Raw genomic sequence first — 16,327 nt, forward strand, 5'->3', positions numbered from 1 at the left:
AAGAAAAAATAGTTTTATGGTAGAACCAACAATTGTATTTAAACATGTAAGTTATTTGTGGAATGATGAAGTGGCAGCTTCAATGAAAGACGATGAAGTGGCATTATTAATTTACCGGTCAAATTTATTAGGCGCAGATTTACGATTGACCAATTATGGCGGTGGCAATACCTCTTGCAAAACATTTGCAAAAGATCCGCTGACAGGCAACGAAACAGAAGTAATGTGGGTAAAGGGCAGTGGCGGAGATATTGGTACTTTAAAGAAAAGTGGTTTAGCTGCATTATATGTTGACCGCCTGCGTAACTTAAAAAAGGTATATCGTGGTATTGAGCACGAAGATGAAATGGTTGAGCTGTTTAATCATTGTATATTCGATTTAGCCTCTAAAGCGCCATCCATCGATACACCATTGCATGGCTTTCTTCCATTTAAACATATTGATCATTTACACCCCGATGCAGCTATTGCCATAGCAGCAGCCAAAGATGGTAAAAAAATTACCAAAGAATTATTCAGTGGAACAATTGGCTGGGTTGAATGGCAACGACCAGGATTTGATTTGGGCCTTAAATTAAAACAATGTTTAGATGAAAATCCTGGTATTAGAGGCATTATGCTCGGTTCACACGGTTTATTTACATGGGGCAATACGGCATACGAATGTTACTTAAATACATTAGATGTAGTAGAAAAATGTGCTTCCTATATCGAAGACCATTTAAAAAAGAACAAATCAATTTTTGGCGGGAAAAAATTAGAAGCCTTACCAAAAGAAAAACGGTTAATTCAGGCTGCACAATTAGCGCCGGTGTTACGCGGCTTTTGTTCATCACAAACCAATATGATTGGTCATTTTACAGATAATGAAAATGTGTTAGAATTTATTAATAGTAATGACCTTGACAGGCTGGCACCATTAGGCACTTCTTGCCCTGATCATTTTTTACGCACTAAAATCAGCCCCTTAGTACTGAATTTAGAACCAGGTGAAAAACTAAATGATGTAAAATCGGTCAAGGAAAAATTAGCCCCCTTATTTGATGCTTACCGGAAAATGTATGCAGATTATTATAATACTTGTAAGCACTCCAATAGCCCTGCTATGCGTGATGCCAATCCGGTTGTAATTTTATATCCGGGTGTGGGTATGTTCACCTTTGCAAAAGACAAACAAACCGCTCGGGTTGCCTCTGAATTTTATATTAATGCTATTAATGTAATGAAAGGTGCAGAGTCCATTTCTTCCTACACTTCATTGCCCCGGCAGGAAGCATTCAATATTGAATACTGGTTATTGGAAGAGGCGAAGCTGCAACGTATGCCAACCCCCAAAGCATTAACCGGCAAAATCGCACTGGTTACCGGCAGTGCCGGGGGAATAGGAAAAGCAATTGCAAAAAAGTTAGCAGAAGAAGGGGCCTGTATTATTCTGAATGATATTAATGATGAAAGATTATCCACTACTACAAAAAAGTTTCAAGAGCTTTTTGGAAAAGATAGTACCGCTTCGGTGATGTTGGATGTAACCAGCCAGCTATCAATATCGGAAGCATTGAAAATGGCCGCAATTACATTTGGCGGGATAGACATTGTAGTGAATAATGCAGGTATCAGTATTTCTAAACCCATTGAAGAACATAACACAGAAGATTGGGATAAATTATATGATATATTGGTGAAAGGCCAGTTTTTGGTTTCACAGTCATCAATCGACATGATGCGAAAACAAGGATTAGGTGGTGATATTATTAATATTGTTTCAAAAAATTCAATTGTTGCAGGTGCTAATAATGCCGCTTATGGTTCAGCAAAAGCGGCGCAGGCTCATTTATCCCGGTTAATGGCTGCTGAATTAGGAGGGGATAAAATACGGGTTAATATTGTGAATCCCGATGCTGTTATTAGCGATTCTAATATTTGGGCCAATGGATGGGCTGAAGGGCGGGCTAAAGCTTATGGAATTAAAGTAGAAGAACTTCCGGATTTTTATGCTAAAAGAACTCTGCTACATGAAACGATATTACCTGAAGATATTGCCAATGCCTGTTTTGCTTTTGTGAGCGGTCTTCTCAATAAATCCACCGGAAATATTTTAAATGTAGATGGAGGCGTTGCTATGGCATTTGTAAGATAATTTTTTTCGCATAAGCTAGTATCAAATCGTTGATGATTTTCTAATCTGTCAACCTTTTGATTCTTATGTATGCTTGTTTAATTAATTATAATATGCAAGTTAATAATGAAATACAAAATAATTCTACTCAAAAACAATCACCGGTGTATTCAGGAATCGTTAGGGTTGCTTTTAAAATGCAATTGAACAAAGGTTGTAAGGAAGAATATAAAAAAAGGCATGAAGCATTATGGCCGGAACTTTCGTTTCTGCTTAAATCTAACGGCATTAGCGATTATTCTATTTTTTTAGATGAAACAACTTATAACTTATTTGGGGTAATGAAAATGAATAATGCAGGAAAGCCGGATAATTTAGCATTGCACCCGGTTATGCAAAAATGGTGGAATTATATGAAAGATATAATGGAAACAAATACAGATAATTCTCCGGTTTCTGTCCCATTGCAGGAGGTTTTTTATTTGCCTTGATATTTTGAAAAAACGATAATGAAAAATTGCAGCCATGATAATCAACAAAACCTTAATACAGGAAAACAACAAAAACTACAGTCAAGTACATAAACGTAATTATGAATTTGTTGCAGCCGGCATATCCAACATAGACGAAATAATTAAAAAAATAATTGACTTTCAGATCGCTATTCCAAGTTGGGCATTAGGGACAGGAGGTACCCGGTTTGGTCGTTTCCCCGGAGGTGGAGAACCACGTAATCTCGAAGAAAAGATAGAAGATATCGGGTTGCTTCATGCACTAAATCAGTCAAGCGGTGCTATTTCCTTGCACATCCCCTGGGATATTCCCAAAAATGCATCCAATATTCAATTACTTGCAACACAGCATGGCCTAAAGTTCGATGCGATGAACTCCAATACCTTTCAGGATCAACCCCATCAAAAATTGAGCTATAAATTTGGTTCAATGCAACATGTTGATAAAGCTGTTCGCAAACAAGCCATTGATCACAACATAGAGGTAATACATCATGGCATTGAACTGGGTTCAAAATCGTTGACCGTTTGGCTAAGCGATGGCTCCTGTTTTCCAGGGCAGCTCAATTTTAGAAAAGCCTTCCAAAATACATTGGAAAGTTTACAGGAAGTTTATAGTGCTTTACCGGATGATTGGAAGATGTTTGTAGAATACAAAGCCTTTGAGCCTAATTTTTATTCAACTACTGTTGGTGATTGGGGACAATCGTTGCTATATACCTCAAAGCTGGGCAAAAAAGCATATACATTGGTTGATCTGGGCCATCATTTGCCCAATGCCAATATTGAACAAATTGTTGCACTATTATTAATGGAAGGAAAACTGGGGGGCTTTCATTTTAATGACTCAAAATATGGTGATGATGATCTTACTGTTGGAAGCATAAAACCTTATCAGTTATTTTTAATTTTTAATGAACTGATAGAAGGAATGGATGCAAATAAAATGAATCATGCTTCTGATTTAGCATGGATGATTGATGCATCACACAATGTTAAAGACCCATTAGAAGATTTATTGCAGTCAGTAGAAGCCATTATGATTGCTTATGCACAGGCATTATTGGTGGATAGAGAAAAATTAGTGGAAGCACAACAGTGCAATGATGTAGTAACCGCACAAGAAATTCTACAAAATGCATTTAGAACGGATGTTCGGCCATTGGTAGCAGAAGCAAGGGTACGGGCAGGTGGCGCCATAAATCCGATAGCATTGTACCGTAGCCAAAAGGTAAGGAAACAATTAATTAAGGAAAGAGGCATAAAAACTTTAGCAACAGGATTATAATAAGCTTTAAATATAAAGCCATTATAATGTAATAGTTTGTAAATTACAGAGAAGAATAGAACATTAATTTAAAGTTGTAATGCACTGAGAATACTTTTTAATATGATTTCTTAGATGACCCTAAACCATATGAACAAAAAAAATGTAATTGTAATTTTTGATGTGGGTAAAACTAATAAAAAACGATTGCTATTTGATGAACAATATAAACTGGTACAAGAAGAAAGTACCCAATTGAAAGAAATAAAAGATGAGGATGATTTTCCCTGCGAAGATGTAGAGGCGTTAACTAAATGGATTCAAATTTCTCGTAATGATATATTAAATGATAAAAAATATAAAATTAAGGGTATAAATATTTCAGGATATGGTGCCAGTTTTGTTTATCTGGATGTAGAATTAAAGATAATTCCTCCTTTATATAATTATCTGAAACCGTATCCTCCCAGCCTCAGAGAAAAATTTTATAAAACTTATGGTGGAGAAAATGCTCTGTCAAAACAAACTGCTTCGCCCATATTGGGAAATCTTAATTCTGGCATGCAGCTATACCGGATGAAATATGAAAAGCCGGAGGTGTTTGCCAATATAAAATATGCGTTGCACCTTCCCCAATATTTAAGTTTTATTTTTTCAGGCAATCTTGGCTCTGACATAACCAGTATTGGTTGCCATACCCATCTTTGGGATTTTCAAAATAATCAATACCATACCTGGGTAAAAGAAGAAGGCATTTTGCCTAAAATGGCACCTGTTATTGGTAGTAACAGTATTGCCGGATACATTAACAATACCATACCAGTTGGTATTGGTTTGCATGATAGCTCTGCGGCATTAATTCCTTATCTTATTTCGTTTAATGAACCATTCCTGCTTCTTTCAACCGGCACCTGGTGTATTACTTTAAACCCATTTAATCAAACTCCTTTAAGTGATCTTGAATTGCAACAAGATTGCCTTTGCTATCTTTCTTATAAAGGAATCCCTGTTAAAGCGTCTCGGTTATTCGCAGGATATGAACATGAGCAGCAAATAAAAACACTTGCGGAGCATTTTCATAAACCGTTGCATTATTATAAAACTGTTCAATTTGATTTGAACATATATAATAGTCTGAAAACTGTACATGGTTTTTCAGATAAGTTTACAGAGGAAGCGATGAGAGCTAAATCAGGATTTGATCAAAGAAACTTAAATGATTTTAGCAGTTATGAAGAAGCGTATCACCAGTTTGTGGCCGATTTAATTGTGCAACAAATAAAAAGTACCAATCTGGTATTAGAGAATTGTTTTGTAAAGCGATTGTTTGTAGATGGAGGGTTTAGTAAAAATCAGATTTACATGCATTTACTGGCAATGGCCTATCCTCAAATGGAGGTCTATAGTACCTGTTTGCCTCAGGCTTCAGCATTAGGCGCTGCCTTAGCCATACATCAACACTGGAATCCCAAACCCTTACCTACCGATATTTTTGATTTGAAATTATATTCCGGAATTCATGATGATAAAGTATAAAAGCAGTGCGATAATGCTTCAAAATAAATTGAATCAATTTTTTAATAATTGGGCAACAAATAAAATTTTAAAGTAAAATATTTTTAAATGAAATTTATTTATAATTCTAATTTTCCTTCCATTGAAGATTTAAGGGAAAAAGCAAAAAAAAGAATACCCCGGTTTGCCTTTGAATACCTCGATGGCGGATGTAATGAAGAAGTTAATCTTCAGAAAAATACCGCTGAAATCCGTGAGGTAGAGTTGCTGCCTGAATACCTTAAGAATTATGCAGGTATTAACATGAAAACAGAATTATTTGGGCATACCTATGATGCCCCTTTTGGAATTGCACCTATAGGATTACAAGGATTAATATGGCCCAATGCACCGGAAATATTGGCCAAAGCAGCTTTTGAACATAATATTCCATTTACATTAAGTACAGTAAGTACCAGTAGTATTGAGCGTATTGGTGAAATTACAGAAGGAAGAGCGTGGTTTCAGTTATACCATCCGGCAGAAAACAGTCTGCGGGATCAAATCATTAAAAGAGTTGAAGCTGCACAATATCCGGTTTTGGTTATTTTAAGTGATGTGCCCTCCTTTGGTTATCGTCCCAAAGAAATAAAAAATGGATTGGCCATGCCTCCGCGTATGACCTTAAACAATATACTTCAAATAATGGGCAAACCTAATTGGGCCATTAAAACACTGATACACGGCCAGCCTTCTTTTCAGGTGCTAAAACCATATATACCGAAAAAGATGAATATGCATCATCTGGGATTATTTATGAACAAGACTTTTGATGGTAGGTTGAATCAAGAAAAAGTAGCTGCCATTCGTGATCTGTGGAAGGGAAAGCTGGTTTTAAAAGGTATTGTAAGTGAAGCAGATACAGAAACAGCTATTAAACTGGGTATCGATGGTATCATTGTTTCTAATCATGGCGGCCGACAATTAGATGCAGGAGAGTCTTCTATTCATTCACTCAATAGAGTGGTTAAAATTTATGGAGATAAAATAAAAATTATGTTAGATAGTGGCTTGCGCTCAGGTCCCGATATTGCCAGAGCACTGGCTTCGGGCGCACAATTTACCTTTCTTGGAAGATCATTTATGTATGGTGTAGCAGCATTGGGCAAAGAGGGGGGCAATCATTCGATATCTATTCTAAAAACACAGTTGCAACAAGTAATGCAGCAAATTTGTTGTGAACGGGTAGAAGATTTCAGTAACTTCCTTGTTACAAAACGTTCATCTTAAAATAAAAAAATTCATTTGATAACCGTCCCTTTTTTCTCACTAATTTTATAGCAAACAATTGTATTTCTGGAAGCGATTTAAATTAACAATGCACCTGCCAAATAAATCTGTCTGGTTTTTCAACATATTCCAAAGCAAATACAAAAGTAGCAATTTCCCTGCCATTTTCGACACTGGTTCGATAGAACCTGCATAAATATTGGATTGTTTCGAAGATGTTTCGAATACCTGTCGAGGAAATTTAAAAAAAGCCCGAAAACACCGTCTTTGTCTTTCAGGAAAATGTGATTATGTTAAATAAAAGATGTGGGCGCCTTGTCAAAACGCAGGGTGCTTTGCATTTTGTATAGAAAATAAATCATTTTTGAACTTCGACACAGTTTTGTTTACAGCCTTATTTAGGACTGTAAAATTGTTCGACTTCTTTTTAGTGCTCCTTCAAAACTTTCAGTAACATTGGCTTTTCCAATTGCAAACAATAAACGGGCTGCTTTCATTTCTTGCATTACCTGTGCACTGGTTACTTCCGATAAAATGAGTTTTGTACCTCTGTGTTTCGATTCTTTATAAATTTCCTGTAATGTTTTAATGCCGGTAACATCAATCATGGGTACTTGCCGCATTCTAATAATAAGCACTTTAGGCGTTTTTTCTATGAATTTGATGGCATCTTTAAACTTATAAGTTGCGCCAAAAAATAAAGGCCCGGAAATTTCAAAAACCTCCACTTCTTTCGGTATGGAAAAATTACCAATGGAGGCATTGTCGGCATCAGTATTCTCCATTTCTTTTGGCAACAGATTTACTTCGCTAAACTGAATCATTTTGCGCATAAACAGAAAAGCAGCAAGTACCATCCCAATTTCAATGGCCACAGTTAAATCAATTAAAACCGTTAAGAAAAAAGTAGCCAATAAAACCAGCATATCGCTTTTAGGGCCTTTTAAAATAGATACAAAGTTTTCCCACTCACTCATGTTATAAGCAACAATTACCAAAATGCCGGCTAAGGCCGGCATAGGTATTAAAGCAGCCCATTTGCCCACCAGTACCAGAATTAAAAGAAGTGTAATGGAGTGAATAATACCCGCAATAGGTGTACGTCCGCCGTTCTTGATGTTGGTAGCTGTACGTGCAATGGCGCCGGTTACCGGAATACCACCAAAAATGGCTGAAAAGAGATTGGCGGTTCCCTGTGCAATTAATTCAGTATTGGAGCGATGGTTACCCCCTATCATGCCATCTGCTACCACAGCAGAAAGCAATGATTCTATTCCACCCAGTAAAGCAATGGTAAATGCAGGTTGAATTAATGCTTTAATAACGGAAAAGTTAATGGTAGGAATAATGGGTTCCGGTAAATGATTGGGGATAGCACCAAAACGACTACCAATGGTTTCAACCGGTAAATGAAAAAACTGCACTACAGTAGTAGTAAGAAGTATGGCAATTAGTGAGCCGGGTATTTTATGTGAAATACGCGGCCAGAAAATAATAATCAGTAGTGTTACTGCTCCAATCGCCAATGCATATACGTTAGTTGTGTTTATGTGTAAACTAAATTGATACCATTTCGATAAAAATCCTGCCGGTACGCTGCCCATGTTAAGGCCCAAAAAATCTTTTACTTCCGATGAAAAAATAATTAAAGCAATACCGCTGGTAAAGCCAACAATTAATGGGTAAGGTATAAATTTAATAACGGTACCCAAACGCACTAAGCCCATAATAATTAAAATAATGCCTGCTATAAAAGTTGCAATCACTAAGCCACTAATACCGTATTGCATTACAATGCCATATACAATTACAATAAAAGCGCCGGTAGGGCCTCCTATTTGCACTTTACTGCCACCTAAAGCAGAAACAATAAAACCACCAATAATAGCTGTATACAATCCTTTTTCCGGCGAAACTCCGGAAGCAATGGCAAAAGCTATTGCCAGGGGCAATGCTACAACGCCAACAATTAACCCCGCCAGTAAATCTTTTATAAATTGCTGTAATGTGTAATGTTGAAGCGTATCTAATATTTTTGGTTTAAAAAACATATTATAAAATTGATTTTAGAAATGATTTCCACAAAATTAGCACAGGCAGGCAGCTTTAGTGGTAAACCTTATCAATCAGTAAAGTGAGTTTTATCAATTTTTAAAACAGGGAGAACAACCATTTTGCCGGAATGCAATAACTTACTGTAAATTGTTTCCTGATTCATAAAGTTGGCAGATATGGAATATTTTTTAGGGATAGATATGGGCACCACCTCAATCAAGGCAGTTGCATTTTCAAAAAATGCTACAATGCTGTATCGTTATGCAATTGAAAATGAAACTTTATATCCTCAGCCCGGTTTTGCAGAACAGCATCCCGATAAAATTTTACAGGCCGTAATCAACTGTGTGTTGGAAGTGGCAGCTTATTTGCAACAGCCACCTTTGTGTATCAGTTTTAGTGCGGCACTGCATGGGCTCATTGCCATTGATGCCGCAGGTATACCCTTAACCAATTGCATTTTATGGAGTGATACAAGAGCTGCACAAGAAGCGCTGACCTTGCACCAAAACGGTATAGCAAGTGAAATTTATCAGAAAACAGGCGTTCCTGTACATGCCATGACACCGCTTTGCAAACTGTTTTGGCTTCAAAAAAACAATCCGGATGTTTTTAAAAAATCAGCCAGATTTATAGGAATGAAAGAATATGTACTGCATGCATTAACAGGTAAATATGCTATTGATACTTCATTGGCAACGGCAATGGGCTTGTGTAATATTTATTTGTTACAATGGGATGATAGTATTTTATCGCTGGCCAATATATCCAAACAACAACTTTCTGAAATTGTGCAAACAGATGCCGTTTTTTATGTAAAAAATGGAGTGCTCCCCAACTGGGCAAATGCCATTCCTTTGGTAATTGGTGCCGGAGATGGCCCGCTGGCTAATTTAGGAATGGGTATTATTGATGACCGGAATATAGCAGTTACTATTGGTACCAGTGCTGCGGCCAGAAGGACAATTCAATCTCCTCAGTTAGATGATGGCATGCAAACATTTTGTTACCATCTTCAACATACTACTTATGTAATGGGTGGTGCTTCTAATAATGGTGCCAGTGTTTTACAGTGGTTGAAAGAGGCAATATTGCAATCAAATAACACATATACTACACTTGTAGCAGAAACAGCAGCCATACCTGCGGGAAGCAATGGCTTATTGGTTTTACCTTTTATTGCCGGAGAAAGAGCCCCATTGTGGAATGCAAATGCTACAGCAGCTTTTTTAGGAATGACCCAACAGCATACCCGTGCTCATTGTATTAAAGCAGTAATGGAAGGGGTTTTATTGAATGTTTACACCATTATACTGGCTTTGCTAAAAACCAATAGCAATGTGGAAAGTATTTACGCCGGAGGTGGTTTTGCTGAAAGTGCTGAATGGGTGCAAATGCTGGCCGATATATGTGGATTACCCGTTCAATTACCTGCAACTGTTGAAACATCTGCCTTGGGTGCTGTTATGATAGGTGCCAAAGCTACCGGACATGCCAACGTAGCATCATCAAAAAATAATTTAACGGTCTATATGCCCAAAGCGGCTTCACATCAGATATACCAAAAAGTATTTTTGCAGTATAATGAAGCGCTGAAAAATTTGGGATTATTAAAAAAGCCGCTTGAATAAATGTTCAGCAGCTTTTATCCATACTATTTATTTTTTCTTTAAATCTGCTGCAGTTAAACCTTTTTCGGGGTCTTTCATAAATTCATCTTTACATTCCTTACTGCAAAAACCAATTATGTGGCCTTTATAATGCACGGTGTCTTCTAACCCTGCTCTGGCAGGCATGCCGCAAGAGGGGTCGCGCTGGTTATCTACCATATCTGCGGTAAACTTAGCCTGCATAGGCATGGGTGCCATGGCGGCGGCAGTATCTTTTTTCACTTCAGTTTTCTCGTTGTTGTTAGCACAAGCTGCTAAAAAAAGTAAAGCCGATGCTGCTACAATTAATTGCTTCATATTCATCGTTTTGGGTAAAGTTAAAAACTAAAACTTACATGTACATCACCTCTCCAATTTAATTTTGTTTGTCCTGCTGCATAATACTGGCTTACAGGGGCCATACAAGTAATGCCAACATTCATTTTTTTAATACCCACTTCTACTCCTGCCATGGCGCTGGTAATATAACCACCGGTAGCAGCTACGCTCATTTTACTGAGGGTATTGGCTGCAGTATTTTCGTACATCATACCGGCATTGGGCATTATGTTCATTTTCTTCAGCAAAATGTTGTAATAACCAATGGCGCTGCCGGTAAATTTGTTGCCAAACTGGTATTCGTTTTTTGCAGTATTTGCTTTGTAGGTTAGGGTGGAGTTAACGCCCCAGTTGCCAATACGAATATTGTACATGGTGTTCAACATAAAATCAATACTGCCGGTACCTAATTGTGCATTTACATCAGCTACGGTAATGTTTGGGTCTTTTAAATTTACATCCATTTTGCCGGTGGGTAGTTTTATACCTCCGCCAACCCACAACTGTTGCTCAATGCCAGCTCTGTGTTCGTAAGTTTTTATTTTATGAAACAACAAATAATTTGCCATGAGTGATGCATCGCCCAAACCATTTTTATTGGTAATACCATCATCATCTATTTGTTTGTTGAAATGAACTGGCACAATATATAATAATTGCCAACGCTTTGCTACATTAAACCCACCCCAAACCTGTATAGTATTGTAATAGTTATGACTGTACTGTGTAGGATCGTTTACCAATACCGTATTGTAGTTCATATACTGGTATCGGATGCCAATAAATTTGGTTCTGAAATGGGGCATTAACCCCAAATAAAAATTACTGCCGCCGCACCCGCAAATAGCGCATGCAAATGATGATGCAGTAATACATAAAAACAAAATTGTTGTAATGTATTTTTTGTACATAAATCTTTTTTTAGAAATTGAAATACAGGCAGTGTTGTAACTGTGTTGTACATCATTGCATGTAAAACAAACCATTACAAATATTGCTGAAAGAAAAAACAGAAAAATTATGCCCGCATTGCAGGTGGATGAAATAAAGGCACAGTAACGCCTTTATTGAGTGTTGCTGCATACAGAAAATATGAAGTTGCAGTATAAAAGGCGTGATTTATATGAAGCGGGTAATGCTGATAAGCAAATAAATCAATTGTTTTAAAACTTTTATTGCTATTAGTGGCAGGTTGTGCCGCTTTTTTAAGCTCTTTGGCCAAATGGCACTGGCCATTACAATGCATTTGTGGTTTATTTTTATTAACACAGTATTCCTGTGTAATGGCAGCAGTATTTAGTCTGTAATACAGTTCAATTAAGTTGGTTTGAAAGCTTTCTGCTCCAATACCAATTATCATGAAAACTATGATCAGGGGTTTCAACATCAGTGGCAAAATTATGATTAAACCTACCTAAAATTATGATGCTAAGCATAATTTAATAAGTAATGCAATAAAATAATGTGTGGTACAACTTGCGGAATACTGTTTAAAATGGATTAAATATATTACAGCCTTAAATTCAAACACAGGTTAAAATAATTGTCATGCAGGAAGATATTATTATCCAAATCAGTAACCGATTAAAAGAAATTAGAAAAGACAGAAATGTTACACTGCAGGAATTGGCCGAAAAAGCGGGTATCACTAAAAGTATGTTAAGTCAGGTTGAAAACAGCAGAAGTATTCCTTCGTTAAGTGTATTGCTGAATTTAATTAAAGGGCTTGAAGTTGACCTGAACGAATTTTTTAAGAATATCAATCTTCAATCCGGCAGTAAAGTAATTTTTAAAAAGAAATCAGCATATCAATATTTTGAAAAAGAAAACGCTGTAGGTTTTTACTACCAGCGCATATTCACAGCTACTTTTGAAGAGTATCATTTAGATTTTGTTTTGTTGCGTATAGAACCCGGTGCTCAGCGCCAGCCGGTGAGTACGCAGGCATTTGAATTTAAATATTTACTACAAGGCAATTTGTGTTATACCATTGGTGAAGATAATTATGATATGGAAGCCGGCGATTCGTTGTTTTTTGATGCCACAGAACTACATAATCCTGTAAATACCGGAAAGGAAGATGCATTGTTGCTGGTAGTGTATTTTTTTCTTCAAAAGGGATAATACCTGCCGATGTTGTTAACAATTAATTCATAAAAGTTTAATATTGGTTAACTGTATGCTTCATTTTGCTTCTTTTGTTAAATATTACTTTACTATTTGTTAATATTCCCGCAATAATTCCATAACATTGGCCGGATAGTTTTGCCTTATAACTAAACATATTGTTTATGAAGCAAATTGTCCCCAAATTTTTCAGGCTACTGTTGTTTGTAACAGTTGGTCTGCTCACTGCTTCTACCGTTCAGGCGCAGAGTATGGTGCTAAAAGGACGTGTTGTAGATGCGGTTTCACAAACACCTATTGAAGGTGTTTCCATTGCTGTTAAAAAAACCAATCGAGGCACTACTACCAATGCGGATGGTGATTTTAGCATTTCAGTTGAAAAAAATGATGTCATTGAGTTTTCTTATGTAGGGTTTGAAAGTAAAAGATTGGTAGTACACAATGGCGATGCCGTTGCCATTGCACTGAATCCGCAAAATGCCGATTTAAGTGCGGTAGTTGTTACTGCTACAGGTATTAAAAAAGAAGCCAAGCGTTTGGGTTATGCAGTACAAACTATTGATGCTACCAAACTTACCAAAGCAAGAGAGGCCGATCCTATTAATGCTTTAAAAGGCAACGCTGCAGGTCTTGCCATTAATATCAATTCAGAAATTGGCCATTCACCCGGTATTATTATACGTGGTGAGAATGGGGCCAACGATCAGCCTATGTATGTTGTTGACGGGGTACCATTTACGTCGGATACTTATAATATCAATCCCGATGATATTGAAACGATTACAATTTTAAAGGGTCCTAATGCCGCCTCTTTATATGGTTTTCAGGGAAAGAATGGCGCCATTATTATTACTACAAAAAAGGGTTCTAAAAACAAGGGCCTGCATGTAGATTTTAATTCAAGCACACAGATTAACAAAGGATTTATTGCTTTGCCGAAATACCAGGATTTATATGGCCCCGGTGATAATGGTAAATATGCATTTGGTGGTGGTGGTTCCGGTCCGGCTAACTATCGTGGCGGCGGTGCCATTGGCGTAGGTGTTAACGATTATGATTATGATGTTTGGGGTCCTCAATTCAGAGGGCAGTTATTGCCGCAGTACGATGGTACATACGATCCTACACAAAATTATACCACAACTTTTGCAGATGGCTCAACTTATATTGGCCATGTACAGCCTACACCATGGATTGCCCGTGGTAAAGATAACCTTCGAAAATTTATACAGGCAGGATTGCTTTCCAGTAACAGCGTTTCTATTTCTTCTTCTACCGAAAAAACAGATGTACGTTTCTCTGTAGGTAATACTTATCAAAAAGGGATTGTACCCAACACGCAGTTAAACAATTTTAATGTAACTGCAAGTGTTACACAACACTTCAATCCAAAATTAACATTGAGTAGTTACATTAACTACAGCCGACAATCTACTCCAAATATTCCGGATGTACAGTATGGTCCAAACAGCATTATTTATAATATTATTCTTTGGGGTGGTGCAGACTGGGCGATGAGTGATATGCGAAATTACTGGCAACCGGGTTTAGCAGGTATTCAACAAAAATACGAAGAGTTTTATCGATATAATAACCCTTACTTTATGTCGTATGAGTGGTTAAGAGGCCACTATCAAAACAACATGTATGGTTATGTTTCATTGAACTATAAACCCACCAAAAATCTTGAATTTCAATTAAGGCCCAGTGTTTCAACTTATGATATGTTCAATTCTGAAAAAATGCCTTATTCTGCCGGTGCTTATGGCAGAGAGTTGCGTATGGGCGATTACAGAGAAGACCGAAGAGGACAATACGATTCATATGTGGATGGTCAGGTACGTTATAAAAAGAATTTATTCGGATTTTTAGATGTGGAAGCTTTGGGTGGAGGAACAGTGCGTAGCTTTAATTTCAACTCCAACTTCACTTCTACCAACTATTTGAATGTTCCGGGTATTTACTCATTTTCAAACTCATTGTATCCTTTAACAGGAAGTACATTCCATTCGCAAATGAAAGTGTTGAGTGCTTATTATTCCGTTGATCTGGGTTATAAATCTTACCTCATAGCCAACGTAACAGGAAGGGTTGATAAATCATCTGCTTTACCTGCCAATAACAACAGCTATTTTTATCCATCATTTAACCTGGCATCAGTGTTATCTGATTACATTAAATTACCAAGAGCCATTTCCTTCTTAAAAGTAAGAGGTTCTTATGCTGAAAGTAAAAGTGGAGGCACTAATGCATTCTTTACTCCCGATATTAGTGCAACACCGGCAGCAGGTTATGGTTACAACTGGTATTCTCCCTATGGCGGCCCTAGTTATCAGTTCTCACAGCCTTATACTTTAAGCCCAACATTTACCAATCAGTTAAGCAATAGTGCCAGCTATACCAACCAAACAGTAAGTGCCAATATACAAACAGCTGAACGAAAAGCTACAGAATTTGGTGTAGACATTCGCTTCTTAGATAACAAATTAGGATTGGATGTAACCCATTATCACTATCTGAATACAGGTATTGTAAATCAGGGAACTTCAGCAGCATCCGGTTATTCTAGTTTCTTAACCAATGGTAATGCTTATACCAATGATGGATGGGAATTTACCATGAATGCCAACCCCATTAGCAATGCCAATGGTTTTAGTTGGAATGTAGTTGCCAATGTATCTACTTATGTAAAAAAATGGGTAAACAATTCTAATCCAAACAACTATTCAAAAAATGGTACCCGGGTTGATTTAGTTTACGGTAATGCCTTTGTGCGTACACCCGATGGTAAAATGGTGATTGATCCTGCATCAGGCCTTTATTTGCGTTTTTCAGATTTAGGTTCTTCTGCACAAAAAATTTATGGCCACTCTGATCCCAATTTTCAATGGGCAGCCATCAATACCTTCAGCTATAAAAACTTTGTCCTCCGCTTTCAGTTTGATGGAATGGTGGGAGGTGTAATGGAAGATTATGTTCGTAAAAAAACACTGCAGGGTGGAAGACATATTGAAAGTGCAACAGGTGCATTTGGTGTAGCCAGACCTTTTGATGAGGCCAACATAGCAGCCTATACCGGACAAGGCGTTAATTTAACCGGAGCACCAATTAGTTTAGACCCCATTACCGGGCAAATTAATAATATGAAAAGTTTAACCGAAACACAAAATACTACCAAAAGCCAGGTTCAGCCCTTTGTTACCCGTATGGCTTCTATCCCCGATTTAGATATTATTAAGAAAACGTATGCTAAATTAAGAGAGGTTACTTTAACTTATAACATTCCGGCAAACAAACTGAAACCTACTTCATTTATACGCGGAGCGAGTGTTTCACTGGTGGGTAGAAATTTACTGTACTTCTTCCCCAATCGGTATAAAGATTTAGATGTAGACCAGTATACACAAGACAGTGGTTCCGGTCTTCAAACACCTACCACCAGAAGTTATGGTTTTAATGTAAACCTATCCTTTTAATT

General features: G+C 37.2%; 12 protein-coding genes. 8 read left to right on the forward strand and 4 right to left on the reverse strand.

All coding sequences use genetic code 11. The features are described 5' to 3' along the window. Positions 1 to 16 precede the first annotated feature (16 nt). The 5 genes from JK139_RS08480 (at position 17) to JK139_RS08500 (ending at position 6,679) form a co-directional block, all read left to right on the forward strand. On the forward strand, positions 17 to 2,137 hold the full coding sequence (locus tag JK139_RS08480; protein ID WP_218331069.1) for a bifunctional aldolase/short-chain dehydrogenase: 2,121 nt from the start codon (positions 17 to 19) through the stop codon (positions 2,135 to 2,137). 92 nt (positions 2,138 to 2,229) lie between these two features. Further along, positions 2,230 to 2,607 carry an L-rhamnose mutarotase gene (rhaM, locus tag JK139_RS08485; protein ID WP_228733177.1) on the forward strand — a complete coding sequence of 126 codons (378 nt, stop codon included), beginning with the start codon at positions 2,230 to 2,232 and terminating at the stop codon, positions 2,605 to 2,607. A gap of 34 nt (positions 2,608 to 2,641) precedes the next feature. Further along, a complete protein-coding gene (locus JK139_RS08490) occupies positions 2,642 to 3,916 on the forward strand; it encodes a sugar isomerase (protein ID WP_074421249.1) in 1,275 nt (424 codons plus the stop codon). A 129-nt stretch (positions 3,917 to 4,045) separates the two neighbouring features. Further along, positions 4,046 to 5,431 carry an FGGY-family carbohydrate kinase gene (locus JK139_RS08495; RefSeq protein WP_218331070.1) on the forward strand — a complete coding sequence of 462 codons (1,386 nt, stop codon included), beginning with the start codon at positions 4,046 to 4,048 and terminating at the stop codon, positions 5,429 to 5,431. 87 nt (positions 5,432 to 5,518) lie between these two features. After that, a complete protein-coding gene (locus tag JK139_RS08500) occupies positions 5,519 to 6,679 on the forward strand; it encodes an alpha-hydroxy acid oxidase (RefSeq protein ID WP_074420472.1) in 1,161 nt (386 codons plus the stop codon). Positions 6,680 to 7,077: 398 nt separating this feature from the next. Here JK139_RS08500 and JK139_RS08505 read toward each other — a convergent pair whose 3' ends face one another. Further along, positions 7,078 to 8,730 (reverse strand): SulP family inorganic anion transporter, encoded by a 1,653-nt coding sequence (locus tag JK139_RS08505; RefSeq protein ID WP_074420471.1) that lies wholly within the window; start codon positions 8,728 to 8,730, stop codon positions 7,078 to 7,080. 180 nt (positions 8,731 to 8,910) lie between these two features. Here JK139_RS08505 and JK139_RS08510 point away from each other — a divergent pair, with 180 nt between their 5' ends. Next, positions 8,911 to 10,365 carry a gluconokinase gene (locus JK139_RS08510; RefSeq protein ID WP_218331071.1) on the forward strand — a complete coding sequence of 485 codons (1,455 nt, stop codon included), beginning with the start codon at positions 8,911 to 8,913 and terminating at the stop codon, positions 10,363 to 10,365. Positions 10,366 to 10,392: 27 nt separating this feature from the next. On the opposite strand, the gene JK139_RS08515 is transcribed toward JK139_RS08510, so the two are convergent. The 3 genes from JK139_RS08515 to JK139_RS08525 all read right to left on the reverse strand — a co-directional run bounded on the left by JK139_RS08515 (position 10,393) and on the right by JK139_RS08525 (position 12,109). Continuing rightward, a complete protein-coding gene (locus JK139_RS08515; protein ID WP_218331072.1) occupies positions 10,393 to 10,701 on the reverse strand; it encodes a YHS domain-containing protein in 309 nt (102 codons plus the stop codon). A gap of 20 nt (positions 10,702 to 10,721) precedes the next feature. Then, positions 10,722 to 11,633: a hypothetical protein gene (locus tag JK139_RS08520; protein ID WP_218331073.1), complete on the reverse strand. Its 912-nt coding sequence runs from the start codon at positions 11,631 to 11,633 to the stop codon at positions 10,722 to 10,724. Positions 11,634 to 11,740: 107 nt separating this feature from the next. After that, positions 11,741 to 12,109, reverse strand: coding sequence for a hypothetical protein (locus tag JK139_RS08525; RefSeq protein WP_218331074.1), 369 nt, complete (start codon positions 12,107 to 12,109; stop codon positions 11,741 to 11,743). Positions 12,110 to 12,270: 161 nt separating this feature from the next. Between JK139_RS08525 and JK139_RS08530 the strand changes: the two genes are divergently transcribed. Together JK139_RS08530 and JK139_RS08535 are read left to right on the forward strand one after the other, a co-directional pair. Continuing rightward, the gene (locus JK139_RS08530) at positions 12,271 to 12,846 is read left to right on the forward strand and encodes a helix-turn-helix domain-containing protein (RefSeq protein WP_074418608.1); all 576 of its coding nucleotides are present in this window, start codon (positions 12,271 to 12,273) and stop codon (positions 12,844 to 12,846) included. Between the two features lie 167 nt (positions 12,847 to 13,013). After that, positions 13,014 to 16,325, forward strand: a complete 3,312-nt coding sequence (locus JK139_RS08535) for a SusC/RagA family TonB-linked outer membrane protein (RefSeq protein ID WP_074420516.1) — start codon at positions 13,014 to 13,016, stop codon at positions 16,323 to 16,325. Positions 16,326 to 16,327 lie beyond the last annotated feature (2 nt).

Source organism: Hydrotalea lipotrueae (assembly GCF_019249625.1).
Taxonomy (GTDB): Bacteria; Bacteroidota; Bacteroidia; order Chitinophagales; family Chitinophagaceae; genus Hydrotalea; species Hydrotalea flava.